Genomic DNA, 26,408 nt, shown 5'->3' with positions numbered 1-26,408 from the left:
GCTGTGTGTTTGTCCAGCAACCCCCGGCACAGTGCGGTGTAGACGGTGCAGCGACGAGGAGGAGAAGCTGTGTGGAACGAGGTACGAAGCGCTCTCAGGGCCGGGGTTCTGTTGACCGCCGCCGCGAGCGAACCCATACCGGTTCGACGTTTCGCGACAGTGGGGGTCGGCTGATGCCTGAGCGTCCCAAACACTCCCCTCTGCGCCCGTCGTGGCGCTGCCCGGTCTGCGGCATCCTGTGGCCCTGCTCGGCCGCGAAGCTGCGCCTGCTCGGCGAGTACCGCGAGGATCGACCGGGCCTGTTGATCCACCTGGCGAAGGTCCAGGAGGAAGCCACTGCCGACCTCACCAAGCTCAACCCGGACGTCGCGCTGCCCGACCTGACCGCGCGTTTCGTCGGCTGGGCGGAGGCCCGCTGAGCTGTCGTCAACCACCTCCGGGGGGTCGGTACGCGTCAGCACGATGCGGGAGACTGACTGTGTGACGACAGGCCCCGGGATGAGGCCGGCCCGATGAGCCGACCATTCAGGATCGTCGTCGCCGTGCTCGCCGCGGTGGGCGCCATCCTGGTGTACCTGGGGGTCACCGCCGAGGTCAACTCCCTGTCGGGGCCGATCACCGTCACCCGGACCGCAGTCGACTTCCGGACCCTCGTCGCGAAGGGGGTGGTCTTCTTCGCGCCCCTCGACCTCATGACCGCCCCCATGATGGACGCGGTGACGCCGCTGATCCGCTGGCTGGTGATCCTGCTGGTCGGGGTGTCGACGTACCTGGCCTGCGGCCTGGTCACCCGGCGGACGCACCCGTTCGTCGCGGCGATGGTCGGCGCGGCCGCCGCCCTCACCGCCACGGCGATCGGGGATCTGCTCTGGTGGGCCACCCTCGTGGTTCGCGTCCACACCGCCCCCGCCGGTTGGTACGCCAACGAGGCGCTGGACACCTCCACGCTCCTCGCCAGCGCGCACCTGACGCTGACCGGCTGGACGTCCGACGCCCTCTTTCTCGGCTGCCTGTTGGCGGGCGCGAACGCCTCCCTGGTGGGTGGCACCAGCCTGGCCATACTGCTGCTGGACCGGCTCAGGAAAGACACCGACGAGGGCGACGACAGCGCGCCGGCAGCCCGCGTTCCGTTGATCGGCGACGGGCGAGGACGCAGCGCGAACCTTGCCCTGGCCGGCGTTCTTCCGGTGCTGGTGCTCATCCTGGTCAACGGCACCCAGGCGGTGTGGGACAGCTACTCGGGGAGAGGCTTTCTGGCGTTGCTCAGTGTGTTCCTGTCCCGCCCCGCCCTGTCCCCACCGCCACGCGTACGCGACGACGTCGAATATCTACTGACCCACGAGATCGATCCGAATCCCCTGTCGATGGACGTCTGGGTGCACAGGTCGGTGCTCGCCCTCGCCCTGCTGGTGGTGCTGTGGCTCCTGCTGTGGGCGCTGCTCGCCGGCCTGCCGAACTCCGGGCACCGCCTCGGGCTCGTCGTCGTCTGTTGGGGAGCCACGATCGCGGCGTCCGCGCTGACCGCGGCGTCCGACGTCCTCGTCGACTGCGCCATCTCGGACTCCCCTACCGGCTGCGCGCCCTGGCAGTCCCTGGGCCTGCAATTGACCTCAGCGCTGCGGTTCGGCGCGGCCTGGGGTTGGCTCGTCGCACTGCCCGTGCTGCTGGCCCGTCGGCTCCTCGACACCGACACGTCCACCGATACGCAGGAGACTCCGGTCCATGAGTCCACGTAACAAGCGCCCGCGTCGCCGTAAGGCCGTGCCGCCGCCCGCGCCGGCAACCGTCGCCTGGTGGAAGCGTCCCGTCACCTGGCTGCTGACGATCGTCGTCGGTGCCGTCGCCACCTGGCTCGGCGCCGTCGTCCTCGGCGCGATCAGCCAGTGGAAGCCCGCGAACGAGCTGGCCGAGCAGTTGGCCGGGCGGGGGCCTGTCGTCGTCCTGGACGTGAAGCACGTTCCCTACCCGCAGGAGGGCGCGCTCGACTACGTCTACCCCGCCGGCGCCGACCTGGCTCGCCTGGACGCCAAGCGGCCGGACGATCCGACCGTCGAGGCCGGCGCTGTCGACGTCGAACGGAGCACCTGGGAGATCACCCTCGTCGGCACCCGGGACGAGGCCGGCGAGGCCGTCGACCTCCGGCCCGTCCTCGTCGAGCCCTGCCGTCCCTCGCTCACCGGGATCCGGGAGCCCAACGAGTCCCAGGGCGACTCCAAGAAGATCGTCCTCGTGACACATGTGGACCGACCGAATCCCCGCATGCTCGTCGACGACCCGGATGGCGAGGACACCGGTGCCCCGTTCTTCTCCACCCACAAGATCACCCTGCCCAAGGGTGAGAAGAACGTCGTCCAGGTACGAGCGCTCAGCGCCAAGCAGCACTGCCGATGGCGGCTGGAGCTGGACTACCTGGCCGACGGGCGGCGCCAGACGATGGTGATCTCGGCACCCGGCGACGAGCCGTTCGAGGTGACCGGGCGCGCTGACGACTCGGCCTACACCGGGTTCTACCTCAGTCCGTTCGACGGTTGTCGGGCCAAGGACGGCACCGAGACCGATCGGCTGCGCATCACCGGCGCCGAGTACGCGCAGATGGTGCGCGACGGGCGCAGGTGCCCCTACTGACCGCTGGCCGTCCACCACCCGCGCCACCCGGATCACCGGCCCACACCCGATCACCGGGTCCGACCCGCCGGGCAAAGTTGCCGGACCGGTAAACCCCGCGAGCCCACCTGGTGTCTTGCTGGTTGACGAGGCCGGGAGGTCAGATGAGGGATTCGCGCGGGGCGGAGTTCGACGACTTCGTTCGCTCACGGTCGGGGGCGCTGCTGCGGGTTGCCTTCCTGCTGACCAGTGACCGGCACGCGGCGGAGGATCTGCTTCAGGAGGTGCTGGAGCAGATGTACGTGCGCTGGCGTCGGGTGCAGAGCAGCCCGGAGGCGTACGCGCGGCGTGCGCTGGTCAATCGGTCGATCAACCGGTGGCGGTGGCGTGCCCGCCGCCCGGAACAGTCGCTGGGCGACCACGACGGGGTTGCCCGGGACCACGCCGACGCGGTGGCGGTTCGCGAGCTGGTCGTCGGGGCGCTGCGGGCGTTGCCGCCTCGGCAGCGGGCCGCTGTCGTGCTCCGTTACCTGGAAGACCTGCCGGTCGTCGACGTCGCGGCGGCGATGGGCTGCTCCGAGGGGGCGGTGAAGAGTCACGCCTCCCGTGGGGTGGCTCGGCTGCGAGAGGCGCTGGCCGGATCGAACCTCGTCATGCCCATCACTGGACCCGGGAGTTCGCGATGACCATGAACGACAGTGACGTACGCGGCATCCTGCATCGCGCGACGGATGACCTGGTCAGCCCGCCGGGCCTGCTCGCTGAGGTGCGTCGGGGTGGGCGGCGGCGGGTGGTGCGCCGGCGAGCCGTGTTGGCGGCGGTCTGCGCGGCAGTGGTGGCAGTGCCCGTGGCCGGCGTCCTCGACCTGCCCGGCACCACCGGAGATGCACCCGTCGCGTCACCGCTGCTCGACCAGCCCACTCGCGGTGATCTGGCCGCCGACGAGGGATACCTGCGGCAGGTCCGCCGGGTGTGGCAGCGCCGGATCAAGGAGGTCGGAGATTGGACGCGCGGCGAGCCGCACGTCGTGTGGGCAGGAGGTACGCCTGCTGGCCCGGCCGCCTACGTCGCCCAGGCCACCGCACACGGCACGACCGTGGGGTTCGTCGAACCGACCGCCGGCGGCCCGCGCGTCCGCACCCTGACGCAGGCCACCGACAGCGAGACAGACGGCCTCGAGCAGGCGGTACTGCTCGGACCGCAGCGCGACGTGCTCCTTGTGCTCGACTTCGGGCAACCGGTGGAGTTCTCCGCGCAACTGCGGTCCATGCCCGATGGCAAGGTCGAGCGGACCTTCGAGCCGGTGGTGTTCCGAGACGGTGCGGCGGTGTTGCCGGTGCCGCCACAGCGAACCAAGCTGACCGTCGCGCTCTCCCGGACTCCCGTTGAACGGCAGAACGCGATTCACATCGACGGCACGAGCGAGATCTACTTCCCCGACAACAAGGATCGGCCCGCACCACCGCTTCTTCGCCACACGTTGCCCGGCGCGGAGCAGGTCTGGGGCACCGACCCGGCCGCCAAAGAGGTGAACGCGCCGACCGAAGCCCTCGCCGAATACATCGACCCTGTCGGAGTGCACACGCACAACGGCTCACCCCTCTTGTGGGTCTACGGGGCAACCCCCGACGGCCGGCGGCTCCTCGTGGAAACCGTCCAGTACGACGACGACCCGTCCCGCGTCATCGCGCTGCTCGCCCCCAAATATCTTCCGTTCGAAGCGGTGGCCAGCACGACCGCGGACTGGTCGGCACCCCTCCCCGTGCGGCTACGACTGCCCGACAACCAGGGCATTCTCGTCGCCGCCGAGGGTTCGGCGCTGAGCTACCGGATCGGCGACGGTCAGTGGCAGGACGCCGGCCGCGACGCGGCGCTCCTGCCCGCGACCGCTACCGAGGTACGGGTCACCGACGCCAACGGGACCACCACCGACGTCCCGGTCGCTTCCTGAGTCAGCTCCCCGACAACCGTAAATACCGCGCTCACCGACGCGTCGATGGCTACCTTCACCTACAGGCTGGTTCACCCGTCCCGTGTATCGGCGGCACGACGCCTCACCGCAACCCTCGGCGACAGGGGAAGTTCGAGATGTCCGGCGCAGCGTCCGCCACGGCGGACGCTGCGCCGTTGCGTCCCACCCAGCTGCTTCGTCACAACAGGCCGTTCCGAACGCTCTTCTCGGCACGGCTCGTCTCGTACGCTGGCGATTCACTCAGCCTTGTCGCGCTGATCTTCCATGTCGCCGAGACGACGGGTAAAGGGCTGGCAGTCGCGCTTCTGCTCCTTGTCGGAGACTTCGCTCCATCCCTGTTGGGTCCCTTCACCGGCGCCCTCGCCGATCGGCTCAATCTCCGACGGTTGATGGTCGTCTGCGAACTCATCCAAGCTGTGGTTCTGCTGGTCATCGTCCTGACGATGCCCTCGTTGCCGATGCTGCTGGCTCTCGTCGCGGTTCGCGCCACCGCGTCACAGCTCTTCCAACCGGCGTCTCGGGCGGCAGTGCCCGCCCTGGTCGGTGACAGTGACCTGGAAACCGCCAACTCCACCCTCGGGTTCGGCTCCAACGCGGCGGAGGCGGTCGGTCCCCTGCTCGCCGCGGCCCTGTTCCCGCTGGTCGGACTGCGTGGTGTGCTGCTCGTCGACGCCGTGTCGTTCCTGGTCTCGGCCGTGCTGCTCGCGACGCTCCCCTCACTGCCGCCGGCAACCGGCGACGGACGCCAGCCGTCCCTGCTGCGACAGGCCAAAGCGGGCATCGGCTATCTGTTGAGTGTTCCGACGGTGCGGGTGATCTTCCTTGGCTTCACTGCTGTGGTCGCCTTCAACGGGGTCGACGACGTGGCGCTGGTGCTGCTGGCCCAGAAGACCTTCCACGTCGGCGAATCAGCTGTCGGGCTTCTGCTGGGCGCTGTCGGTGTCGGCCTGGTGGCCGGGTACGCCATGTTGTCCAGGTGGGGCACCAGGGCGTCGATGCCGCTGCTGCTGATCGCGGGCTTCGCCGTCAGCAGTGTCGGCAACCTGCTGACCGGGCTCGCCTGGGCCGTCGCCGCCGCGATCGCCCTGCAGGCCGTCCGTGGGTTCGGGTTGGCGGCCATGGACGTCGCCTCCAGCACGCTGCTGCAACGCACGGTGCCAGCGGGCATGCGCGGCAGGGTCTTCGGCAATCTGTACGGTGCGATCGGGGTCGCCGCCGCGACGTCCTACCTCGCCGGTGGTGTCCTGCTGGACGCCACGTCCGCCCCGGTGACCCTGGTGGTCGCGGGCGTCGGCGGACTGGTGGCCACCGGCCTCGTCGCGCTGCGACTGCCGCGGGCGATGCGACGCGCCGACGAGGACGGCGCGACGCCGACACCATCCGCGCCGACAACCTGATCAGATCGGACCGTCGGTGCGCAGCCGTGCGTGCAGGTGCATGTCGTGCCAGCCATCGGCGTGGCGAACCGACCCCCGGAGCACGCCCTCCACCAGAAAGTCGGCCCGCGTGGCCACCCGGCACGACGCCGTATTGACGGTCGAGTGCTCCAGAGCCAGCCGGTGCAGACCGGCCCGCGTGAAACTCCACCGGGTGAGTGCCCCCAGCGCCTCGGTGGCGATGCCCCGACCACGCGCGGCGGGCACCAACCAGTACGACAGGTGCGCCGACGCCTCGACCAGCAGCACGCCCCGCAACCCCACCTGACCCAGCGGTCGGTCGTCGGCGTCGACGATCGCCCAACTCGCGGCCGTCTCGTCACGCCAACGGCTCGACCACTGCGCCGTCCACGCCCGCGCCTCGTCGTCGCCGTCGATGCGCCGGACGTGCCACCGCTGGATCTGCGGACAGTTGAAGGCCGCCCGGACGGTCGGGGCGTCGTCGTCGCGCCACGGCCGCAAGGCCAGCCCGGGGCGTACCGGAAGATGGGGTTGCTCCTGGGCGGCGAGGCTCCCGGCGGGCAGGGCTGGTGCGACGAGCAGCGGCATCAGCCCATTATCGAGCCGACGGGCTCACCTTCCGGTCGGGCCGCCGGCGAGTTCGGCGACCACGTCGAGGTGGCCCAGGTGGCGGGCGTACTCCTGCACCAGGTGGAACAGCACCCGCTCCAGCGACGCCGGGTCCGCGCCGTTCCACCGCGGGCCCGGCGCGCCGATCTCGGCCAGGTCGTGTGCCGTCACCACGGCCGTGGTGTGCGCGCCCTGTGCCCGCAGCGCCGCCACCAGATCCGCGCGGGTCTCGTCGGGGGCGACGTACCAGCGGTCGTCACGGCGGTCGCCCCACGGCTCGGCGACGTCGCGGCCCTGGAAACCCCACTCGATCCAGCGCAGCTCGACGTGGCGCAGGTGGGTGAGCAACTCCAGTGGCGTCCACCCGGACGGCAGCGGGCTGCGCCGCAGCTCCGGCTCGGCCAGCGCCGACACCTTGGCCACCACGGACTCCCGGAAGTAGTCCAGGTAGCGCAGGAAGACTTCGGTGCGGCTGCCGGCCGGTTCGGTGGGCTCGGGGAACGAGGTCATGATCCGGCCGGCAGGTCACGGGCGCGCTGGCGCACCCCGGCCGCGCCGTACGGGTAGTCGCCCACCAGCGGGGCGCTCGCCTCGTCCAGCAGCCGCATCTGCTCGGCGTCGAGGACCAGGTCGGCGGCGGTCAGGTTGTCGTCGAGCTGGTCGGTGGTCCGCGCGCCGAGGATCACCGAGGTGACCGCCGGTCGGGCCGCCAGCCAGGCCAGCGACACCGCCGACATGGACACGCCCCGGTCCTCGGCGATCTGGCGGACCGCGTCGAGCACCCGCCAGGTGCGCTCCTCGGCGTTGCGACCCGCGTACGCCTCGACGCCGCGCTGCGGGTTCTCGCCGAGCCGGGTCGCGCCGGTGGGTGTGCTGTCGCGCTGGTACTTGCCGGTCAGCCACCCGCCGCCGAGCGGTGACCACGGCAGGATGCCGATGCCCTCGTTCTCGCAGACCGGCACCAACTCGAACTCGATCTCCCGGGCCAGCAGGTTGTACTGCGGTTGCAGGGTCACGATCGGGGTGAGGTTGAGGTGCTGGGTGAGCAGGGCGGCCTTCTGCAACTGCCAGCCGGTGAAGTTGCTGACCCCCGCGTAGCGGATCTTGCCGGCGCTGACCGCGTCGTCGAAGAACCGCAGCGTCTCCGGCAGCGGGGTCAGCGCATCCCAGGCGTGCGCCTGGTACAGGTCGACGGCCTCGACGCCGAGTCGGCGCAGGCTGGCGTCCAGGGCGCGGGTGAGGTGCACCCGGGACAGGCCGGCGTCGTTGGTCCCCGGGCCCATCGGGAACCGCCCCTTGGTGGCGATCACCAGGCTGTCGCGCAGGTCGGGTCGGCTGCGCAGCCAGCGCCCGATGATGTCCTCGGAGACGCCGGTGGAGTAGACGTCGGCGGTGTCGATGAAGGTGCCGCCGGCCTCGACGAACCGGTCCAGTTGGGCGAAGCTGCCGGCCTCGTCGGTCTCCGCGCCGAAGGTCATCGTGCCCAGGCAGAGGGTGGACACCAGGGTGCCGGTGTTGCCCAGAGTGCGATAGCGCATATCGTCCTTTCGGTCCAAGTGACAAAGCTGATCTTCGCACCCGCCTCGGCCACCCGCATTCGGGACAGTGTCGAACGCCGGTAGGGGCACCCACGTTGCGACGCCGCCGGTCATCATGAGCGGGTGAGCGAGCCCGCGATCGAGATCGACCGACCTCAGCGGCCGACCCAGTCGCCGCCGTCGGGGCGGCCGCCGGAGCCCGGCGTTCGTACCCGTGGCCCGTGGCTGGTGGCTGCCGCGACCACAGTGACGCTCCTGCTCCTCGCGGACCGTTACGGCTATCACCGCGACGAGCTGTACTTCCTGCTCGCCGGCCGGCACCTCGACTGGGGTTACGTCGACCAGGGGCCCCTGGTCCCGGTGCTGGCCCGGCTGCTCGACACGATCGCCCCGGGCAACCTGGTGGTGCTGCGTACCCCGTCGGCGGTGCTGGCCGGCGGCGCGGTGCTGCTGGTCGCCGCGATCGCCCGGGAGTTGGGGGCCGGCCGGGGTGGGCAGCTCTTCGCGGCGATGCTCGCCGCGCTCTCCGGCATCGTGCTCGCCAGTGGCCACCTGCTCAGCACCACCACCGTCGACCTGCTGGTCTGGTTGATCGCGGCGTGGTGTGCGGTGCGGTTGCTGCGTACCGGTGACAGCCGCTGGGCGCTGGGCATCGGGCTGGCGCTCGGTGTGGGCATGCTCAGCAAGCTGCTGCCGGCGCTGCTGGCCGTGGGCCTGGTCGCCGGGGTGCTCATCGCCGGGCCGCGTCGGCTGCTGCGCGACCGGTGGGTGCTCGCCGCCGCCGGGATCACCGTGCTGCTGGCCGCGCCGAATCTGATCTGGCAGGCGACAAACGGTTTCCCGCAGCTCGGCGTTGCCGGGTCCATCTCCGACGGCGACAGCTCCTACAGTGGCCGCCTGGAGGCGTTCACCCTCCACTTCGTCATCATCAGCCCGTACGCCGTACCGATCTGGATCGCCGGCCTCGTCGCGCTGCTGCGTCGGCCCGAGTGGCGGGCCTACCGGGCGGTGGGCTGGGCCTGGGTGGTCGTCGTCGGCATCGTGCTGATCGCCGGCGGCAAGGGTTACTACGACGCGCCGCTGTTGCTGGTCCTCACCGCCGCCGGGGCGCTGGTCACCGTGGCGTGGGCGTCGCGCGGGTCGCTCTGGTGGCGTCGGGGGCTGCTCGCGCTGGGCGTGGTGCCGTTCCTGCTGCCCAACGTCGTGCTGCTGCTGCCGGTGCTGCCGGCCGACCGGCTGCCCGGTTTCGTGGTCGACGTCAACTACGACGCCGGCGAGACGATCGGCTGGCCCGAGTTCGCCGACTCTCTCGCTGCCGTCCATCGCGGACTGCCGCCGCAGGAGCGTTCGCGGGCGGTCGTCCTCACCGGCAACTACGGCGAGGCCGGCGCGGTGGCCCGCTACGGGCCGACGCGTGGTCTGCCCCGGGCGTATTCCGGGCACAACAGCATGGTCGACTTCGGTCGGCCGCCCGCCGACGCGGACGTGGTCATCGCCGTCGGCTGGGAGCGCCCCGACCAGCTCACCACCTGGTTCGAGCAGTGCACCCTCGCCGGGCGGGTGGACCAGCGGGTCGAGGTGGACAACGACGAGAACGGCGGCCCGATTCACGTGTGCCGGGGGCTGCGGCGTCCGTGGGCGCAGATCTGGGACACCGAGGTACGCCACACCGGCTGACCGTGTTCAGCCGGCTCTGCCGGGTGGGGTCAGGCCCCGCCGGTCAGCCAGGCCTGGATGCCGACCAGGGCCTCGGGGCCGGAGGTGGCGTCGACGTCACGGGCGAGATCGGCGATCGTGACCGCCGCGAGCGCCTGACGCCACGCGTCCTCGGCCGCCCACATGGCGCGGGCCACCGGGCACGGTGTGGTGCAGGCGTCGGCCGGCGTTGCGAACGGGCCGCGCTGGCGGATCTCGGTGCAGACGAAGGTCGGGCCGGGCCCGTCGACGGCCCGGACCACGTCGAGCAGGGTGATGCTCTCCGGTGCGCGGGTCAGCACGTAGCCGCCCGACTTGCCCTGCACGGAGTGGATCAGGTCGGCGCGGGCGAGCGCCTGGAGCTGCTTGGCGAGGTAGCTGCTGGAGACGTCGTGCAGTTCCGCCAGCTTGGCCGCCGGAACGGGCGTGTGGCTGGTGGTGAGCACCACGCAGCAGTGCAGCGCCCACTCGACCCCGCCGGACATCTTCATGACGTCACCCTAGCCACCCCGCTACTCGGACCTGTTGTGTCCGAGTATAGTTCTCGGACAAGGAAGGTCCGAGTATCGGCTGAACCTCAGCAGTCGGACCACACAGTCACGGGAAGGTGCATGGCATGAAGATCGCCGTACTGGGCGGGACCGGTCTCATCGGGTCGCAGGTTGTCAAGATCCTGCAGGGCGCGGGGCACGAGGCGGTGCCGCTGTCGCCCTCCACCGGGGTGGACCTGCTCACCGGGCAGGGCCTGTCCGACGGGCTCGCCGGCGCCGAGGTCGTCGTCAACCTGACGAACTCGCCGACCTTCGACGAGGCCTCGCCCGCCTTCTTCCAGACGACCATGGACAACCTGCTGGCCGCCGCCGCACGCGCGGGCGTCGGCCACGCGGTGATCCTCTCCATCGTCGGCGTCGACCAGGTGCCTGACCTGGACTACTACCGCGCCAAGGCCCTCCAGGAGGAGATCCTCACGGCCGGTCCCATTCCGTACTCGATCGTCCGCGCCACCCAGTTCTTCGAGTTCGTCGAGGCGATCCTGTCCTGGACGGCCGACGACACCACGGTCCGCCTGCCCGGCACGCCGGTGCAGCCGATGGCCGCCGCCGACGTGGCGCAGGCCGTCGCCGAGGTCAGCATGGGCGCGCCGCTGCAGGGCATCCGCAACGTCGCCGGCCCCGACGTCTTCGCCCTCGACGAGCTGGGGCGGATCACGCTCGCCGCTCACGGTGACCAGCGCACCGTCACCACCGACAACACCGCCGGCATGTTCGCCGCCATGTCCGGCGATGTCCTCATCGCAGGCGACGACGCCGTCATCGCGCCCACCGCCTACCGGGAGTGGCTCGGCCGCCAGGCCTGAGGTGTCCACCTGATCCGCACGTCGCCGTGGCAGACGATCACGACGGCGGCGTGCGGGTGCCGGCCCGCCACTCGTGCGCCAGGATCGCGAAGACGAGCTGGTCGGCCCACTCCCCCTTGAACAGGTAACTCTCGACGTGGCGTGCTTCCTGCCGCATGCCGAGTCGCGCCATCAGCCGGGCCGACGCACTGTTGCGACAGTGGCAGCGCCCGTAGACCCGGTGCAGCCCGAACTCGGCAAACCCCCAGGCCAGCACCGCGGTGGCGGCCTCCGTGGCCAACCCGCGACCGCCGTGGTCGGGGTGGAAGACGAACCCGAGTTCGGCGGTACGCTCCAGCCGGCTGCGCCACACCAACTCCACGATCCCGATCACCCCGACGTCGGTGACCACGGCCGCCGTGAGGCAGTCGCCCTCCGCGCGCCACGCGTCCTCACCCGCCATGGCGAGCACCGACACCCGCGACTGCTCACGGGTACGCGGCTTTGCGCCGAGCATCCAGCGCACGACGTCGGACCGACGCTGAAACGCGTACACGTCGTCGAGGTCGTCGATCGTGACCGGGCGCAGGGTGAGCCGTGCGGTGCGGATCGGGTAGGTCGGCTGGAACATCACGCGATCGTAGAGACCCGTGCGGAGCGCTCCGGTGCCGGTCGATCGGCGTCCGTGCTCCGGGGCAGCAGCAGCGGGCTCGCGAAGATCACCAGCCCGGCGACCGTGATCGCCGTGCGCGGGCTGGTGGCCTGCGCGAGCAGCCCACCGAGCGCGCTGAGGGCGGCGATGGCCGCGCTGCTGCCGATCGACCAGGCAGAGAGGGTACGGACGATGCGATCCTTCGGAGTCTGTTGAAGGCGATAGGTGGCGAGCACCGGGTTGTACAGGCTCATGCTGATGATGATCGCGAACTCGACGGCGATCACCGTGGCGAGACCGACCACGCCGGGCTGGACGAAGGCGAGGCCGATCAGCCAGATCGCGCGCAGCGTGCCCACGGTGCGGATGATCCGGTGTTGGCCATGGCGTGCCACCACCCGACCGGCCAGGCGTGACCCGATGAGCCCGCCGACGCAGGGCGCGGCGAAGGCGAGGCCGTACTGCCACGGCGGAAAGCCCAGCTCGCCGAGCAGGAGCACTGCCAACAGCGGCTCGGTGGCCATGATCAGCCCGGCGACGAGCAACTGGTTGAGGTAGAGCGCCCGCAGACCGGGGTGGGTCAGCAGGTACCGCCAGCCGTCGAGCAGCTCGCCGGCCCGGACCCGGCCTGCGCCGGTGCGCCGAGGTGGGTCTTCGTGGTCGCGAATGGCGGTGAGGCCCAGCGCGGAGAGCAGGTAGCTGAGCGCGTCGGCCACGACGGTGACGACCGGCCCGAAGAGTCCCACGGCGGCGCCGCCCAGCGGCGGCCCGAGCGCGATCGAGCTCCAGGTCGTCGACTCGAACCGCGCGTTCGCCACCAGCAGGTCATCGGGCCGCACGAGGGCCGTGAGGAAGGCGCCGCCGGCCGCGTTAAAGGTGATCTTGGCGGTGGCGACCACGGCCGAGACGACCAGCAACTGCCCGAAGCTGAGCCGGCCCAGCGCGTACGCGACGGGGATCGTCAGCAGGACCGCGAATCGGGCCAGGTCCATCGCGATCATCACCCGCCGCTTGCGGTGGAACTCCACCCACGGCCCGACCGGCAACGCGATCAGCGCGCCCACGGCCGGCCCCAGCGCGGCCAACACCGACACCTGGGCGGGGCTGGCCTGCAACACCAGCACGGCGATCAGCGGCAACGTCCCGAAACCCAGCCCCGAGCCGTAGGCGCTGACCGCGTACGACGCCCACAACCAGCCGAACCGCCGTCCCAGGGACCGCCTCGTGGACAAGCCCACACCTCCCACCCCCGACAACTTCTCGTTGACCATCGCGATCAAAGCAAGGCAGGTGACCATGGATCAAACAACCGCATGGGCGGCGAGTCACAACCAGACGTTGTGTCAGTAGGGTTCGCCGGGTGAACCTCGACGCCGTCCGCACCTTCGTCGCCGCCGTCGACGCCGGCCAGTTCCAGGACGCCGCCGCCGCGCTGTCGATCACCCAGCAGGCCGTCTCCAAGCGCATCGCCGCACTGGAGAAGGACCTCGGGGTACGGCTGTTCACCCGCACGGCGCGCGGCACCCACCTCACCGTCGACGGTCAGACGTTCCTGCCGCACGCCCGTGAACTGCTGCGGGCCGAGGCGCGCGCCGACGCCTCCGTACGCCCCGGGCGACGGGCGCTGCGCGTCGACGTGCACAGCCGACGGATAGCACCAGCGGTGTTGTTGCAGGACTTCCACCGCGCGCATCCCCGCATCGAGCTGGACGTCGTCACCCTCGACGCCGACGTCCACGCCGCGATGGCCGCCGTCGAGGCGGGGACTGTCGACGCCACCTTCCACGCCGTCACCGTCGCGGCGCGTCACCTGCCCGCCGCGATCAGAACCACCCGCGTGATCGACGAGCACCACGAACTGCTCGTCGGCCCCCGCCACGCGCTCGCCAACGCCCGCAGCGTCACGCCCGCGCAACTCGCCGAGCACCGCATCTGGATGCCCGGCATGGCCCCCGACACCGAATGGGCCGACTACTACGACGAACTCGCCGCCGCCTTCGGCCTCACCATCGACCTGGTCGGGCCGGTCTTCGGCAACGAGGCGCTGCTGGCCGAGATCGCCGACTCCGCGGAACTGGCGACCCTCGCCGGGGAACGCACCCGGTACCTGTGGCCGGACAGCTACGACCTGCGCCGCGTACCGGTGCGGGACCCGGCGCCCGTCTACCCCATGTCACTGATCTGGCGCGACGACAACCCGCATCCCGCCCTGGCCGCACTTCGCGATTACCTCGGCTCCCGACGGGTGCAGGCACCCGGCACCGAGGTCTGGCTACCGGCTTGGGCGCACCTCAGCTAGCCAGGTCGGCGGACACCTGATCGTCGTGACGACGGCGGGCCCGACCAACGGCAGCCATGTGATGCTCAGCCCAGGCGCGTACCGCTGCCAGCGGGGCGTCCAACGAAACGCCCAGATCGGTGAGGGCGTAGTAGACGCGCGGGGGCACTGTCGGCTCGACGCGGCGGGTGACCAGGCCGTCACGGCGCAGGCTCTGCAAGGTCTGCGAGAGCATCTTGTGCGACACCCCGGGCGTCCGGCGGCGCAACTCGGCGAACCCGAGTTCGCCCGGATGGACGTCAGCGAGCACCTTGATCAGCATCGACGTCCACTTGTCGCCGATCCGGTCGAGCAGCTCCCGCGTCGGGCAGGCCGGGCTGAAGAGATTGCCGGTTACCTCCAGCTCACCAGGTGTCGGTGAAGTGCCGTCTTGTCCGATCATTCGGTGCTCTCCATGATTGAGTAGGTAACTGATGGTAACCGGTGAGGGTGAGATGGAACTGCGACGAATCCAGACGAACGACACCGAGTTGAACGTGGCGCTGGACGGTGCCGGCCCGCCGGTGCTGCTGATGCACGGTTGGCCGCACACCTGGCAGGTGTGGCGTCCGGTCCTGCCGCTGCTGACCAGCCAGCACCGGGTCATCGCGCCCGACCTGCGCGGCCTCGGCGACAGCGCCGACGTGGCAGACGGCTTCGACGCCGCGACCGGCGCCGACGACATGCTCGGGCTGCTCGACGCGCTCGGAGTGGACCGGGCCGATGTGGTGGCCCTCGACGCCGGCGTACCCGCAGCCTTCCTGCTCGGCGTGCGGCACCCGACCCGCGTCCGCCGACTGGTCCTCATGGAGGCCGTACTGCCCGGCCTGCCGGGCGGTTTCGCCACGCCGCCGTGGTGGTTCGGCTTCCACTCCGCCCCCGGGCTGGCCGAGACGGTGCTGGAAGGTCACGAGGGCGCGTACCTGGACTGGTTCCTCACGGCGGGGACCTACGAGCGCCGGGGCGTGCCACCGGAGATCCGGGACGCGTTCGTCCACGCGTACACCGGCCGCGAGGCGCTGCGCCGCGGGTTCGGCTACTACCGGGCGGCGGAGCAGAACGCGACAGCGATCCTCGCGGCGGGACGGCTGACCGTGCCGACCCTCGCCGTCGGCGGCAACACTGTCGGCGACCTCCTGCACCACCAGTTGGCCCCGGTCAGCGACGAGCTGGCGGGAACACTCGTCGCGCGCAGTGGCCATCTCGTCCCGCTGGACCGTCCAGACGCCGTCGCCGAGCTGATCCTCGCGTCCCACGACGCCAGCGACACCGAGCACCGCTACGGTCTCTCCCGGCCGTAGGCCCGCTCGCCAGGACAGCGGCAGCCACGCCGCGAGCACGGCGTGGCCCAGTGCCGCGGCCACCGCCGGGTCGGCGCCCGCCGGCACCTCGACGAGGCTGCGGGTCCATCCGCGATGTCTCGGCGTGTTGACAGGCGTTCATCCGGCACTACATTTAACGTGTTGGTTAAGTGAGGTGGGAGGCTCTGGTGTCTGGCAGCGATCAACTCAGCGCGGTGTTCTCGGCCCTGGCCGACCCGACTCGACGGGCGATCCTCGCCGAGCTGGCCGACCGCGACGCCACTGTCACCGAGCTCACCGCTCCCCTCCCGATCTCGATGCCGGCGGTGTCGCGGCACCTGAAAGCGCTCGAGCGCGCCGGGCTCATCTCACGCACCCGGTCGGGGAAGTTGCGGATGAGTCGCATCGAGGCCGCCCCGCTGCGCGAAGCGGCCGAGTGGATCGAGCGCTACCGGCGGCTCTGGGACACGTCCCTCATCCGCCTCGACGCCCACCTGGCGGCCGTGCAGGCAGCCGGTCGCCCAACGGACCGAACGGTCCACGACCCGGCGATTTCCGACAGGGATTCACCGGGCAAGGCTCAGGACAAGGAGAATTGATGGACAGCGACGAGCCGCAGATCGTCATCTCACGCGTGGTGGACGCGCCACGGGAGCTGGTCTACCGAGCTTTCACCGACCCGGACCACCTGGCCGCATGGTGGGGGCCGATCGGCAACTCACTGCCCCGCGACGAGATGGACTTCGACGTCCGGCCCGGCGGCCACCAGCGATGGACCGAGGTGTTCCCGGCCCAACCCGGCCTTCGAGTCGACGTCCACATCGACCTCACCGACGTCGCCGACGGCGAACTGATCGACGGCGTCGCGCACGTCACCGGGCAGCTGCCGGAGGGCATTGAGCCGCACGAGACGAGGATGCGGGTCGAGTTCCACGACGAGGCCGATGGACGGACGCGCCTCGAGATCCGTCAGTGGCTCCCGGGGCGGGTGGTTGGCCCCGCCGACCAGGGTTGGAACGAGGCCTTCTCCAAACTGGACGCGGCACTGCGCAATCGCCGCCCCGTCGCAGTCGACGTCGAGGTGTAGCGCCATGGCCAAACTGACGTATGTGACCAACGTGTCCCTCGACGGTTACATCGAGGACGAACACGGCAGATTCGACTGGACCCCGCCCGACGACGAGTACCTCGCGTTCGTCACCGACCTGGTCCGGCCCATGGGCACCTACCTCTACGGCCGACGCCTGTACGAGTCGATGTCGCTCTGGGAGACCGATCCTGCCCTGGCCGCACATTCGAAGCTCACGGCCGACTTCGCCGACGTCTGGCAGGCAGCGAACAAGGTCGTCTACTCCACCACGCTGGACGCGACCTCGACCGCCAAGACCCGGCTCGAACGGAGCTTCGACCCCGCCTCGGTACGTGCCATGAAAGCCTCGGCCACCAGTGACCTCACCATCGGTGGCGCACACCTCGCGGCGCAGGCATTCCAGGCCGGGCTGATCGACGAATGTCACCTGCTGATCCATCCCATCCTCACCGGCGCAGGCAAGCCCGGGCTGCCCAGCGGCACCCGCCTCGGCCTGGAGCTGCTGGGCAATCGCCGACTCAGCAACGGTGTGGCGTACCTGCACTACCGCACCCGCGCCTGAGACGGTCGTCGGCGTCACCGACCCGGACGCGTGTCGGTGGCGCCGCCCAGCTCGCTCCGTGCGAGCGTTCGCATCTCCGTCAGTCCCCATACCAGTGCAGCGTCAGGCCAGGCTCGTCACGCCAACGCGCCAGCAACGCCTTCAGCTCCGCCACCAGCCCACGCTCCGCGTCGTCAGCCGCCGCCGCCCCCAGACGGTCGACCTCAGCATCGAGCTGCGGCAGATCCTCACGAACGAGTACGCCATCTGACCATGGGCTGAGCTGACCCAAGATCGGAAGTCGGTTACCGCCGGCCGCGTTCAGCAACGGCAACAACTTTTCCACCGGCACGTCGAGCAGCAGACCGCGCTCCCGCGCCGTGGCCCACTCTTCGGCGTCGGCGCGATAGCGCTCCCGCCGCTGCGCCCGGGTAGCCCGACGCAGGCTCTTCGGACGCGGCAGCGAAGCGCGCAGCACCAACAGCAGACCCACCCGGGCGACGCTACGGCAACGTCGTTCGCCGACGCTGCATGACGTGGGTACGGTGACACCGTGCTCTCGGCCGTGAAGGGTCTCTCCCGGTACCACACCGAGGAGTCGCTGCGCGCCTACCTCCTGGAGCGCTCACACCGCACCGAGAACGGCTGCCTGATCGTCGAAGGTTACGGGCGGCGACGCGGGGTGCACCAGAAGGTCGCCGGTCGCGCGTGGGCGCACATCGCCGCGTACGTCGTCCTCGTCGGCGGGTACGACCCCGCCCTCGACGTCGACCAGACCTGCGGCGCCGCCGACTGTATCGAGCCGACACATCTCCGCCAGCTCAGCCGGGCCGACGCCTGCCGCAGTCGAAGCCAGCCGGCACAGTGCCGCAACGGCCACGACCGTGAGCTCGACCCGGCCACCGGCCGATACCGTCGGGTCTGTCGCAGTTGCAACCGGGAGGCCCAGCACCGCTGGCGTGAACGCGAGGCCGCCGAGGTGGCCCAGGCCCGCGCCGCGTACGGCCGCTCGTAGTGATCGTCCGGAGATGACCAGTTTCCCCGCGACCGCCCGCCGCGTGCGTGACGATAGCCTCAGCCCTCGACGGCGCCGGTCGCATCTACGGGACTGCCTCTACCACTTCGCGCCGTACGGCTTCCAGGCCACCTGTCATCACCTGGCGACCCGCCACCGCATCCCCCGCAACATCGAGGTCGATCCCCCGTCGCTGGTCCGGGCCCTCGGTGAACTCGAGACAGCCCGCGCTCTGGTGCTGGCGAGAGCAGTCGCCTTCGCGGCGCAACGGCGGCTGCAGAAGCAGGCGGGCAGACGAGTCCCCACAACGCCGCATCCGTGGGACTCGTGGGGTTGCCACGACATCGCCTACTGCCCCGATCCGCGGAGGCACCCCACCGAGGAGCTCTCCATCGTGGTGGAGCGGGTGCTCGATGCGCACGCCGCAGGGGTCGACCCGGCCGGACGTTGCCTGGCCTGCGGCGACGAGGACCGCCCGGGAAGGGTCTGCCGGAACTGCGGCGTCGCACCCGGCGGGTATGGCAACCCGGTCTCGGTCAGGGGTTGATCAGTGTCCACTCTCCTTCGGAGATGACCTCGACGGTGCCATCGACCACCTTGATGGCGGTGTTGTCGTCGATGGCGTAAGTCGGGACCGGGATTCCGGACGCCCACTTCTGGATGTTGGACAGGTCGGTGTCCTCCATGTCCGGATGATTGAGGTGTGGGTACAGCATGAAATCCACCAGCCCCAGCGCCCGGTCGGCACCCTGCGCCATGTCGCTGCCGTCAGGGACGAATTGACTGTCGAATTCGGCGTCGCAGTTGTACGGGGTGACCGCGATGCTCCCGGCGCTGACCCCCACATAGACCGTGTCACTCAGCGACGGCAGGAGGTCGGCCAGGCCCGACTGGCGCAGCCAGTAGGTCAGGTAGAGCACATCGCCGCCCCAGACCAGGAGGGCATCGGCCTCCCGGACCGCGGGGACCCAGTTCTCTTCTCGAATGGTCGGCAGCGCGGTGAGCTCCAACATCCCCAGGGATTTCCAACCGAGCTGGGTCAGTGGGATCGAAGTTTGGCCGTGGATCGCCTTCCACGCCCTCTCGCCTCCGCCGGGGAAGGGGTAGACGGCGGTGGGGACGAACAGGGCCGTGGACTCGGCGATCGGCTTGCCCAGCAGGTCGACGAGCGCGTCGGAGATGCTCGGGTTGCAGATGCCACCCGACGTGAGAAGAAACTTCATCAATCCACCTCCTGAGCGACCGAATGACGGCGATCATGTTGCCCATGAGAACCAGCTTCCCGGCTCGGCTCGTTCTCACTCACCTCGATCATCGTCGACCAATGTCGACCTTGGCGAGGACCGGTCGGGTCACATCCTGGTTGTCGATGACGACGTCCGCGCGTTCGTGAGGCGCGCCGGCGGCGAAGTGCAGCCGCTGGCCGCCGACGTAGCGGCGGAGGCTGGGATGTTCGGGATCCGGATGCGAGCCGTCGCGTCGGGCCATCCGCGCGACGGTGACAGCGAACGGCGCGTCAAGGAAGACGGAGAAGTCCCAGAACTGCACCAGCTCGTCACGGTGCAGGAACAGCCCGTCGACGATGAGTACCGCGCCCGGCGCCGCGGTTCGCCAGGCAAGATCCAGGACCTCGTCTGACCGAAGATCATGGGCAGCGGGACGGTAACGGCGAGAACCCTCGGGACCGAACGGCTCCAGCACGTTGTGGACGAGGGCGTCGTAGTCGTAACTGTCGAGCCAGAAGCCTTCCGGAGAATCCCGGCCCCGGCGATGCCGCACAGCCCGACGGTGATGAAAGTCGTCCGCCGACACGTGCACGACCTGACGTCCCCGGCCGCTGAGCACTGCGGCCAACTCGCCGGCGAACGTGGACTTACCCACCCCGTCGACCCCGTCTACGGCCACCCGTACGCACTGTGGCGCGGGGAACGTCGATTCTGGCAGCCGCTGTCACCGACAGCGCTCCGCATCAAGCCCGTTGGGACAGGACAGCCGCCTCGTCTGGCCGCGTACACCATCCTCATTCATTAGACAGCATAACTGTCATTATGGTGTGTGTACGTTGTGCACCCTTTGTCCCAGGGAATTAGCGGATTATCATTAATAACAATCCAGTATTTGGCTTCTCTGGCCTCGGTCCCCGGCGTCAGCCCGCCTCGGGGCTTGTCCGGCCCTCACGCGGCGAGGGTGGCGGCATGAATGACACAGGGCCGCCCCTCATTCGTGCACGCTGGCGCCCGGGGTGCGGGGTGACCACGACTGTCACCCCGCACCCGTCTCCGCGCCGAACTCCTCAACCTCGACGGTGCGGCCGGCGGCCCGGGATCAGTGGGCCGGGCTGCCGAACCAGCGGAAGAGGTGGTCGTCCAGGTCCCGCTGGTCGTCGCCGATCCAGGCGACGTGGCCGTCCGGGCGCAGCAGGACACAGGGAACGTCCAGTGCCGCAGTCGAATCCGCGAGGTGATCCACCCGGTCCGACCAGCCGCCAACGGTGAGGCGTTCGGTGCGGTCCAGCAGCAGACCGCGGCCGTGGTGCAGCAGACCGTAGAGATGGCCCTGTTTGACGTCGATGTCGGCCAGGCGGCGACCGAGCAGGTCGGGGCCGGCGCCGAAGTCGTAGCGGATACCGATGGCGGTGATCTTCTCCAGCAGATGGAGGTTCACCTCGTCGAAGTCCATCAACTCGGTGAGCAGCCTCCGCACCGCCTGTGCGCCCGGTTCGGTGGACAGCAGCTCCGTCTGGGCTCGGGTGTTGTCCAGCACCGCCTCGGCGACCGGACGGCGTTCGGCCTGGTAGGTGTCCAGCAGTGCCTCCGGCGCCCAGCCGCGGATCCGCGCGGCCAGTTTCCAGCCGAGGTTGAATGCGTCCTGGACACCCAGGTTGAGGCCCTGTCCGCCGATGGGCGGATGAATGTGTGCCGCGTCGCCGGCCAGCAGCACCCGCCCGATCCGATACCTGTCGGCCAGCCGGGTGGCATCGCCGAAGCGGGACAACCAGCGTGGGGAGTGCACGCCGAAGTCGGTCCCGGCGATGGCGCGCAATTGGCGTGTGAAGTCGTCGAGGGTGGGCGGTTCGGCGCGGTCGCTGACCCCGGCGGCGGGGACCAGGACGCTGTAGACCCCAACGCCTGCCGGCCGGAGCCAGAATCGCTGATGGGTCTCGCGGATCTCGGCCACCTTGGCGGCGATCTCCTCCTGCGGGACGCCCACTTCCATCTCGCCCATCAGGCTCTCGGTCCGGGCGGGCTCGCCGGGAAAGCCGACGCCGAGCAGTTTGCGCACCGTGCTCCGCCCGCCATCGCAGCCGACGAGGTAGCGCGAGCGCAGCTGTTCCCCGTCGGCCAGCTCGACTGTCACCCCCTCGTCGTCCTGCTCGAAACCGACGACCGCCCGACCGCGCCGGACCTGCGCGCCCAGTTCGATGGCGCGCTCCTCGAGCAGACGTTCGATGACCGGCTGCGGGATACCCAACAGATAGGCGTACCGGTAATCCAGGCCCTTGGGCGCGGGCTTGGGGATGGCGGCGAAGTAGGCGCTGGCCGGACGCTGCCGCCCGTGCGGGAGGATGCGGTCCAGCAGCCCGCGCATCGCCATCAGCTCCAGACTGCGGATGTGCAGGCCGACGATGCGGACGGCCGATGCCGGCTCGGTCTCCTGCTCCACGATAAGGACCCGTACGTCGTGCAGTCGAAGTTCGGCGGCGAGCATCGCGCCGGTCGGCCCACATCCGGCAACGATCACGTCGTACGTGCTGGGCACGCGATCGGTCGACGGCGGGTCGGCGGTGAATTGCGCAGGGTGCATAGGTATTGCCTCTCGGGAGTGCCGTGTTGGCAAGGCGCTCCCGGCGACACCTACGTCAATCGCCCGACCGTGACGGCAAGGGGGAGCACCCACATCGCTACAACGTTCATGGGTCTCACCTCCTCGGGCGGTGTCGCGGTCAACTGCAAGTTATCTTCCCAGCGGGATCCCGTCGAGTTGTTTCCTCGCCACGTGATCACCTCGTCGGGGGATGACAGCGCCAGGTGATCACGGCGTCTGGTGGGTCAGCGATCGGTGGAGCCACTCGGCCATCAGCGCGCGTTCGGCGTCGGTGAGCCCCGGGAGGTCGGGCAACACCGTCGCGAAGGTCACCGCGACCGCGTTCGCGGTGGTGTCGGGTGTTACCGGAGTTGTCGTCAGGATGTTGGTGAGCACGGCATCGAGCATGGCCTCACCCAGACCGAGGTCGCGCTGGTCGGCGGGCATTCCCAGCAGCGTGAGGATGGTTCCGTTGCCCGCAGAGTGGATCATCATCAGCGCGCGCTCCTCGTCGACCCGCAGGAGGCCGGCTGCGGCGAGTCGTCGGACGCGGCGACGTAGCACGTCGAGGCCGGCAATCGTCGCCGGCGAGGGCGCACCGCTCCCCCGGGTGGCGATCAGCGCGTACAGCTCGGGGTTTGTCAGGCCGAACTCCACGTGCGCGCGCCATCCGGCGCGCAGGTCCGCGACCGGGTCGCCCGTCGCGCCGTCCGCGGCGACCGATTTGCCGCTGACGTAGGTGGCCATGACGTGCTCGGCGACGGCGTCGATGAGGCCGTCCTTGTCGCCGAACAGGCGATAGATGGTCGGCGCCTGCACGCCCGCGGCCTGGGCGACGGCGCGGGTCGTCACCGCGTTCGCGCCCTTCTCCCGCAGCAGGTGGGTCGCTGCCGCGACGATGCCCGCGCGGACGTCGTCGCGGGTGTCCTGCGTCGTCACCATGAACCGATGTTAACAGTGTCTTGTTAGCCACGGAATATCAGTGCTAACGTTCCTGGCGTAACGCCGATAACAAGGAGAGTTCATCATGATCGTCGTCACCGGTGCCACTGGAAACCTCGGGTCCCAGATCGTCGACCGGCTGCTCGACCGGCTGCCGCCCGACGCCGTGGGCGTGAGCGTGCGCGACGTCGACAGGGCCGCCGGCCTCGCCCAGCGGGGTGTGCGGGTCCGCGCCGCAGACTTCACCGACCCGGCCACGCTGGGGCACGCCTTCGAGGGCGCCGACAAGGTCCTCGTCGTCTCCGCCGCCATCCGCGGCCCCGGCGCGCTCGTCGCGAACCGCGCCGCCATCGACGCCGCCCACGCCGCGGGAGTCAACCGGATCCTCTACACCAGCCACCAGGCCGCCTCCCGGGACTCGCTCTTCGCCGCCCAGCCCGCGCACGCCGCGACCGAGGAACACCTTGCCGGACTGGGGGTTCCCTTCACCGCCCTGCGCAACGGGTTCTACGCCAGCACGCTCAGCTTCTCCATCGGCACGGCGCTGGAGACCGGGCAACTCGTGGCGCCGGCGGACGGCCCGGTGTCCTGGACCGCGCACGCCGACCTGGCCGAGGCCGCAGTCGTCGCCCTCACCGAGGACGGCGTACTCGACGGGGTCACCGCACCCCTGACCGCCTCGGAGATGCTCGACCTCGAAGCGGTGGCCGCCATCCTCAGCGACATCACGGGCCGCACGGTCGAACGTGTCGTCGCGGATGACGACCAGTGGCGGGCGGCCGCCATCGAGCGAGGCATGCCCGCAGCGGCGGCCGACTTCACTCTCGGCATGTACCGCGCGGCGCGAGGAAAGGAGTTCGCGGTGACCGATCCGACGCTGGAGGCAGTCATCGGCCACCGCCCGGCATCCGTCCGCTCGGTGCTCGAGGCCATCGTCGCCCAGCGCTGACGCGCTCGCGAGCCGATCAGCGCAGCATCGCGCGGGTCATTCGACGGGTGGCGACGTACATCGCGATCGAGCCGAACGCGAGGAGGTAGACCACCGGGATCAGCAGGTCCCAGCCGAGGCGGCCCAACGCGGGTTCCCTGACCAGTTCGATGCTGTGGTAGAGCGGCAGCGCCTGGATCAGGGGCCGCACCGCCTCCGGGTAGACCGACAGGGGATAGAACGTCGTCGCGAACAGGTACATCGGCAGCATGAAGAGCTGGATGTACTGGAAGTCGGGGAAGTCGCGCAGGTACGTCGTGACGGCCAGGCCGCCGGCGGCGAACGCGTACGAGATCAGTAGCGACGCCGGCAGGGCCAGCAGTACCCAGGCCGACGTGACCAGCCCACCGACGGCCATCAGGGTGAGGAATCCGATCGACGTCAACAGCCCGTTGATCATCGCGCTGGTCACCTCCCCGACGGCGATGTCGGTGACGGAGAGCGGTGTCGGCAGGATCGCCTGGTAGGTCTTCTCGACCCGCATCCGGATGAAGACGCCGAAGCTCGTCTGGTTGAACGCCGTGTTCATCGCCGTGGTCGCCAGGATCGCCGGGCCCACGTAGGCGGCGTACGGAACGTCGACGCCGGGGACCGTGCCGACGAGCATTCCGACGCCGACGCCGATCGACAGCAGGTACAGGATCGGTTCGACGAGCGCGTTGAGCAGCGGCGTGACCGACCGGCGGTAGATCATGAAGTTGCGTTCGACGAGCGCCAGGGCCCGGCGTCTGGTCCAGGCAGGTACGGCGACGGTGGTCATGGTGTCTCCCCGGGGCGCTGGGCGTGGGCCGTCACGGGTGCAACCGTCGGCGGTAGGTGACCCGGGCGACCAGGAAGCCGCCGATGGCGAGCGCCAGCAGGTAGGCGATGTGGACGGAGCTGCCGGTGATCGTCGCCGTGCCGAGGCTGAGCGTGCGGCACAGCTCCACCCCGTGCCACAGCGGCAGCAGGTAGGACACCGGTCGGATCCACTCGGGTAGCTGCGAGACCGCGAAGAACGTGCCGGAGAACATGTAGAGCGGCATGATGACGAAGCGGAACACCGTGTCGATGTGGCGCAGCTTGCGTACGCCGACAGCCCACGCGGCGGCGGGTGCCGCGAACGCGACCCCGGTCAGCGTCGCGCCGAACAGGGCCCCGAGGGCCCACCATCCCCCGATCAACCCGAACGCGGCCATCACCACGATGAAGGCGCCGCTGGCGATGAGCACCCGGAAGGTGATGAAGAGCAGGTGCCCGGCGGCGAGCTGCTCCGGCCTCAGCGACGTCGGGGTGGCGCTGCGGTACGCCCCGAAGCCGGCAGCACGGGCGACCCCGCCGGCCCCTTCCAGGAACGCGTTCTGCATCGCGGCGGCGGCCAGCATGCCCGGGGCGAAGAACGCCGCGTAGGAGACCCCGGCGATCTGGGCGGGCGCGTTGTCGTCGACCAGGGCGCCCAGCCCGGCGCCGATGCCGATGAGGAAGAGCAACGGGTTCAGCACGTTGATCACGATGGAGCCACGCCAGGTGCGGCGGTAGCGTGTCAACCAGTACCCGAATACGCGAAACACCGGTGCTCTCTCCTGCTACTCGATGAGCGATCGGCCGGTGAGCTTGAGGAACACGTCCTCCAACGTCGCGCGGCGGACCAGTGCGGTGAGCGGCGTGAGCGACATGGCATGCACAGTGGCGAGGGCGGCCTCGCCGTCGGCGGCGTAGACGAGCACCCGGTCGGGGAGCAGTTCGACGCGGCCCTCGGCGTCGTTGCCGCCGGTGGCCAGCACCGACATCCGCAGCTTCTCCGCCGCTGTGTCCCGTTCGTCGAGGCGGAAGCGGAGTTCGAGGACCTCCCGGGTGGCGTACCTGGTGATCAGTTCCTGGGGTGAGCCCTGCGCGACGATGCGGCCGTGGTCGACGACGATGAGCCGGTCGCAGAGCTGCTCGGCCTCGTCCATGTAGTGCGTGGTGAGGATGAGCGTGACGCCCTGCTCTTTGAGCTGGAAGAGCCGGTCCCACAGGATGTGGCGGGCCTGCGGGTCGAGGCCGGTGGTCGGCTCGTCGAGCAGCAGGATGTCCGGTTCGTTGATCAGGGAGCGGGCGATGGTCAGCCGCCGCCGCATGCCGCCGGAGAGCGTCTCGACCTGGTCGCCGGCCTTCTCCTGGAGCTGGGCGAAGTCGAGCAGCCGGGTCGCGCGGTCCCGGATGACGGCCCGCGACAGGCCGAAGTATCGCCCGTAGATGTGCAGGTTCTCCCGCACGGTGAGCTCGTTGTCCAGGTAGTCGTCCTGCGTGACGACGCCCAGCCGGGCGCGGATCTCCGGGCCCTGTCTCATCGGGTCCATGCCCAGCACGCGCAGGCTGCCGCCGCTGATCGGCGACGTGGCGGCGATCATTCGCATGGTGGTCGACTTGCCGGCGCCGTTGGGGCCGAGAAGCCCGAACGACTCCCCCCGCTCAAGCGCGAAGTCGATGCCGTCGACCGCGCGGAACTCCGCTGTGGACCCGCGTGCTGGATAGATCTTGGTCAGGCCGCTCGCCTGGACCAAAATATGCTCGCTCACCACGGCAGTTTACGAACACGAACAGCGCTCTGCAAGATTCGAGCAAAGCTTTGTAATTTGTCGACTC

The 26,408-nt window shown here is 70.0% G+C and carries 31 protein-coding genes; 16 read left to right on the top strand and 15 right to left on the bottom strand.

The window, feature by feature from the left end; genetic code table 11:
- The first annotated feature begins 173 nt into the window (after positions 1–173).
- The 6 genes from OG598_RS10105 to OG598_RS10080 all read left to right on the top strand — a co-directional run bounded on the left by OG598_RS10105 (position 174) and on the right by OG598_RS10080 (position 5,973).
- Positions 174–419 (top strand): flavin reductase, encoded by a 246-nt coding sequence (locus OG598_RS10105; RefSeq protein WP_328654175.1) that lies wholly within the window; start codon positions 174–176, stop codon positions 417–419.
- Positions 420–512: 93 nt separating this feature from the next.
- Positions 513–1,736, top strand: a complete 1,224-nt coding sequence (locus OG598_RS10100) for a hypothetical protein (RefSeq protein ID WP_328654174.1) — start codon at positions 513–515, stop codon at positions 1,734–1,736.
- Entirely contained in the window at positions 1,723–2,625 is a 903-nt protein-coding gene (locus OG598_RS10095; protein ID WP_328654173.1) for a hypothetical protein, read from the top strand. The genes OG598_RS10100 and OG598_RS10095 overlap by 14 nt, the downstream gene beginning before the upstream one ends.
- A 143-nt stretch (positions 2,626–2,768) precedes the next feature.
- Entirely contained in the window at positions 2,769–3,290 is a 522-nt protein-coding gene (locus OG598_RS10090) for a SigE family RNA polymerase sigma factor (protein WP_328654172.1), read from the top strand.
- Complete coding sequence (locus OG598_RS10085; RefSeq protein WP_328654171.1) at positions 3,287–4,555, top strand: hypothetical protein; 1,269 nt, start codon at positions 3,287–3,289, stop codon at positions 4,553–4,555. The genes OG598_RS10090 and OG598_RS10085 overlap by 4 nt, the downstream gene beginning before the upstream one ends.
- 137 nt (positions 4,556–4,692) lie before the next feature.
- Positions 4,693–5,973 carry an MFS transporter gene (locus OG598_RS10080; protein ID WP_328654170.1) on the top strand — a complete coding sequence of 427 codons (1,281 nt, stop codon included), beginning with the start codon at positions 4,693–4,695 and terminating at the stop codon, positions 5,971–5,973.
- Here OG598_RS10080 and OG598_RS10075 read toward each other — a convergent pair whose 3' ends face one another.
- The 3 genes from OG598_RS10075 to OG598_RS10065 are packed head-to-tail and all read right to left on the bottom strand — an operon-like array spanning position 5,974 to position 8,120.
- Entirely contained in the window at positions 5,974–6,561 is a 588-nt protein-coding gene (locus OG598_RS10075) for a GNAT family N-acetyltransferase (protein WP_328654169.1), read from the bottom strand.
- Between the two features lie 24 nt (positions 6,562–6,585).
- The gene (locus OG598_RS10070; RefSeq protein WP_328654168.1) at positions 6,586–7,092 is read right to left on the bottom strand and encodes a DinB family protein; all 507 of its coding nucleotides are present in this window, start codon (positions 7,090–7,092) and stop codon (positions 6,586–6,588) included.
- Complete coding sequence (locus OG598_RS10065; RefSeq protein ID WP_328654167.1) at positions 7,089–8,120, bottom strand: aldo/keto reductase; 1,032 nt, start codon at positions 8,118–8,120, stop codon at positions 7,089–7,091. Before OG598_RS10065 ends, OG598_RS10070 begins: the two co-directional genes overlap by 4 nt.
- Before the next feature lie 123 nt (positions 8,121–8,243).
- On the opposite strand from OG598_RS10065, the gene OG598_RS10060 reads away from it, so the two are divergent.
- Positions 8,244–9,797, top strand: coding sequence for an ArnT family glycosyltransferase (locus OG598_RS10060; protein ID WP_328654166.1), 1,554 nt, complete (start codon positions 8,244–8,246; stop codon positions 9,795–9,797).
- A gap of 29 nt (positions 9,798–9,826) precedes the next feature.
- Here the strand turns inward: OG598_RS10060 and OG598_RS10055 are convergent, their stop codons facing one another.
- A complete protein-coding gene (locus tag OG598_RS10055; protein WP_328654165.1) occupies positions 9,827–10,306 on the bottom strand; it encodes an RrF2 family transcriptional regulator in 480 nt (159 codons plus the stop codon).
- A 125-nt stretch (positions 10,307–10,431) separates the two neighbouring features.
- Between OG598_RS10055 and OG598_RS10050 the strand changes: the two genes are divergently transcribed.
- On the top strand, positions 10,432–11,172 hold the full coding sequence (locus OG598_RS10050) for an SDR family oxidoreductase (protein ID WP_328654164.1): 741 nt from the start codon (positions 10,432–10,434) through the stop codon (positions 11,170–11,172).
- Between the two features lie 37 nt (positions 11,173–11,209).
- Here the strand turns inward: OG598_RS10050 and OG598_RS10045 are convergent, their stop codons facing one another.
- Entirely contained in the window at positions 11,210–11,782 is a 573-nt protein-coding gene (locus OG598_RS10045) for a GNAT family N-acetyltransferase (RefSeq protein WP_328654163.1), read from the bottom strand.
- Positions 11,782–13,035: an MFS transporter gene (locus OG598_RS10040; protein WP_328654162.1), complete on the bottom strand. Its 1,254-nt coding sequence runs from the start codon at positions 13,033–13,035 to the stop codon at positions 11,782–11,784. Before OG598_RS10040 ends, OG598_RS10045 begins: the two co-directional genes overlap by 1 nt.
- A gap of 128 nt (positions 13,036–13,163) precedes the next feature.
- On the opposite strand from OG598_RS10040, the gene OG598_RS10035 reads away from it, so the two are divergent.
- A complete protein-coding gene (locus OG598_RS10035) occupies positions 13,164–14,102 on the top strand; it encodes a LysR family transcriptional regulator (protein WP_328654161.1) in 939 nt (312 codons plus the stop codon).
- Here OG598_RS10035 and OG598_RS10030 read toward each other — a convergent pair.
- Positions 14,095–14,523 carry a winged helix-turn-helix transcriptional regulator gene (locus OG598_RS10030; protein WP_328654160.1) on the bottom strand — a complete coding sequence of 143 codons (429 nt, stop codon included), beginning with the start codon at positions 14,521–14,523 and terminating at the stop codon, positions 14,095–14,097. The genes OG598_RS10035 and OG598_RS10030 overlap by 8 nt on opposite strands.
- A 52-nt stretch (positions 14,524–14,575) precedes the next feature.
- Here OG598_RS10030 and OG598_RS10025 point away from each other — a divergent pair, with 52 nt between their 5' ends.
- The 4 genes from OG598_RS10025 to OG598_RS10010 all read left to right on the top strand — a co-directional run bounded on the left by OG598_RS10025 (position 14,576) and on the right by OG598_RS10010 (position 17,073).
- Positions 14,576–15,421 carry an alpha/beta fold hydrolase gene (locus tag OG598_RS10025; protein ID WP_328654159.1) on the top strand — a complete coding sequence of 282 codons (846 nt, stop codon included), beginning with the start codon at positions 14,576–14,578 and terminating at the stop codon, positions 15,419–15,421.
- Positions 15,422–15,609: 188 nt separating this feature from the next.
- Entirely contained in the window at positions 15,610–16,020 is a 411-nt protein-coding gene (locus OG598_RS10020) for an ArsR/SmtB family transcription factor (RefSeq protein WP_328654158.1), read from the top strand.
- A complete protein-coding gene (locus OG598_RS10015; RefSeq protein WP_328654157.1) occupies positions 16,020–16,508 on the top strand; it encodes an SRPBCC domain-containing protein in 489 nt (162 codons plus the stop codon). Before OG598_RS10020 ends, OG598_RS10015 begins: the two co-directional genes overlap by 1 nt.
- A gap of 4 nt (positions 16,509–16,512) precedes the next feature.
- The gene (locus tag OG598_RS10010) at positions 16,513–17,073 is read left to right on the top strand and encodes a dihydrofolate reductase family protein (protein WP_328654156.1); all 561 of its coding nucleotides are present in this window, start codon (positions 16,513–16,515) and stop codon (positions 17,071–17,073) included.
- A gap of 79 nt (positions 17,074–17,152) precedes the next feature.
- On the opposite strand, the gene OG598_RS10005 is transcribed toward OG598_RS10010, so the two are convergent.
- Positions 17,153–17,545, bottom strand: coding sequence for a hypothetical protein (locus tag OG598_RS10005; protein WP_328654155.1), 393 nt, complete (start codon positions 17,543–17,545; stop codon positions 17,153–17,155).
- Positions 17,546–17,605: 60 nt separating this feature from the next.
- Here OG598_RS10005 and OG598_RS10000 point away from each other — a divergent pair, with 60 nt between their 5' ends.
- Positions 17,606–18,067 carry an HNH endonuclease gene (locus OG598_RS10000; RefSeq protein ID WP_328654154.1) on the top strand — a complete coding sequence of 154 codons (462 nt, stop codon included), beginning with the start codon at positions 17,606–17,608 and terminating at the stop codon, positions 18,065–18,067.
- A 43-nt stretch (positions 18,068–18,110) separates the two neighbouring features.
- Positions 18,111–18,614 (top strand): hypothetical protein, encoded by a 504-nt coding sequence (locus OG598_RS09995; RefSeq protein ID WP_328654153.1) that lies wholly within the window; start codon positions 18,111–18,113, stop codon positions 18,612–18,614.
- On the opposite strand, the gene OG598_RS09990 is transcribed toward OG598_RS09995, so the two are convergent.
- From OG598_RS09990 to OG598_RS09975, 4 genes are all read right to left on the bottom strand, one after another.
- Positions 18,604–19,290, bottom strand: coding sequence for a Type 1 glutamine amidotransferase-like domain-containing protein (locus tag OG598_RS09990; protein ID WP_328654152.1), 687 nt, complete (start codon positions 19,288–19,290; stop codon positions 18,604–18,606). The genes OG598_RS09995 and OG598_RS09990 overlap by 11 nt on opposite strands.
- A gap of 88 nt (positions 19,291–19,378) precedes the next feature.
- Positions 19,379–19,972 carry a uridine kinase gene (locus OG598_RS09985; RefSeq protein WP_328654151.1) on the bottom strand — a complete coding sequence of 198 codons (594 nt, stop codon included), beginning with the start codon at positions 19,970–19,972 and terminating at the stop codon, positions 19,379–19,381.
- Between the two features lie 420 nt (positions 19,973–20,392).
- Positions 20,393–21,871 carry a rifampin monooxygenase gene (gene rox / locus OG598_RS09980; RefSeq protein WP_328654150.1) on the bottom strand — a complete coding sequence of 493 codons (1,479 nt, stop codon included), beginning with the start codon at positions 21,869–21,871 and terminating at the stop codon, positions 20,393–20,395.
- A 228-nt stretch (positions 21,872–22,099) separates the two neighbouring features.
- Entirely contained in the window at positions 22,100–22,813 is a 714-nt protein-coding gene (locus tag OG598_RS09975) for a TetR/AcrR family transcriptional regulator (RefSeq protein WP_328654149.1), read from the bottom strand.
- An 85-nt stretch (positions 22,814–22,898) separates the two neighbouring features.
- Here OG598_RS09975 and OG598_RS09970 point away from each other — a divergent pair, with 85 nt between their 5' ends.
- Positions 22,899–23,762 carry an NmrA family NAD(P)-binding protein gene (locus OG598_RS09970; RefSeq protein ID WP_328654148.1) on the top strand — a complete coding sequence of 288 codons (864 nt, stop codon included), beginning with the start codon at positions 22,899–22,901 and terminating at the stop codon, positions 23,760–23,762.
- A 16-nt stretch (positions 23,763–23,778) separates the two neighbouring features.
- Here the strand turns inward: OG598_RS09970 and OG598_RS09965 are convergent, their stop codons facing one another.
- From OG598_RS09965 to OG598_RS09955, 3 genes are read right to left on the bottom strand one after another with little or no spacing between them, the layout of a single operon-like run.
- Positions 23,779–24,561: an ABC transporter permease gene (locus tag OG598_RS09965; RefSeq protein ID WP_328654147.1), complete on the bottom strand. Its 783-nt coding sequence runs from the start codon at positions 24,559–24,561 to the stop codon at positions 23,779–23,781.
- Between the two features lie 31 nt (positions 24,562–24,592).
- Positions 24,593–25,351 carry an ABC transporter permease gene (locus OG598_RS09960; RefSeq protein ID WP_328654146.1) on the bottom strand — a complete coding sequence of 253 codons (759 nt, stop codon included), beginning with the start codon at positions 25,349–25,351 and terminating at the stop codon, positions 24,593–24,595.
- Positions 25,352–25,366: 15 nt separating this feature from the next.
- A complete protein-coding gene (locus tag OG598_RS09955) occupies positions 25,367–26,344 on the bottom strand; it encodes an ABC transporter ATP-binding protein (protein WP_442931464.1) in 978 nt (325 codons plus the stop codon).
- Between the last annotated feature and the right edge of the window lie 64 nt (positions 26,345–26,408).

It is taken from the genome of Micromonospora sp. NBC_00330 (assembly GCF_036136635.1).
Classification (GTDB): Bacteria; Actinomycetota; Actinomycetes; order Mycobacteriales; family Micromonosporaceae; genus Micromonospora; species Micromonospora salmantinae.
Note: the sequence above shows the minus strand (reverse complement) of the source record. Positions and strands in the feature narration are given on the sequence as shown.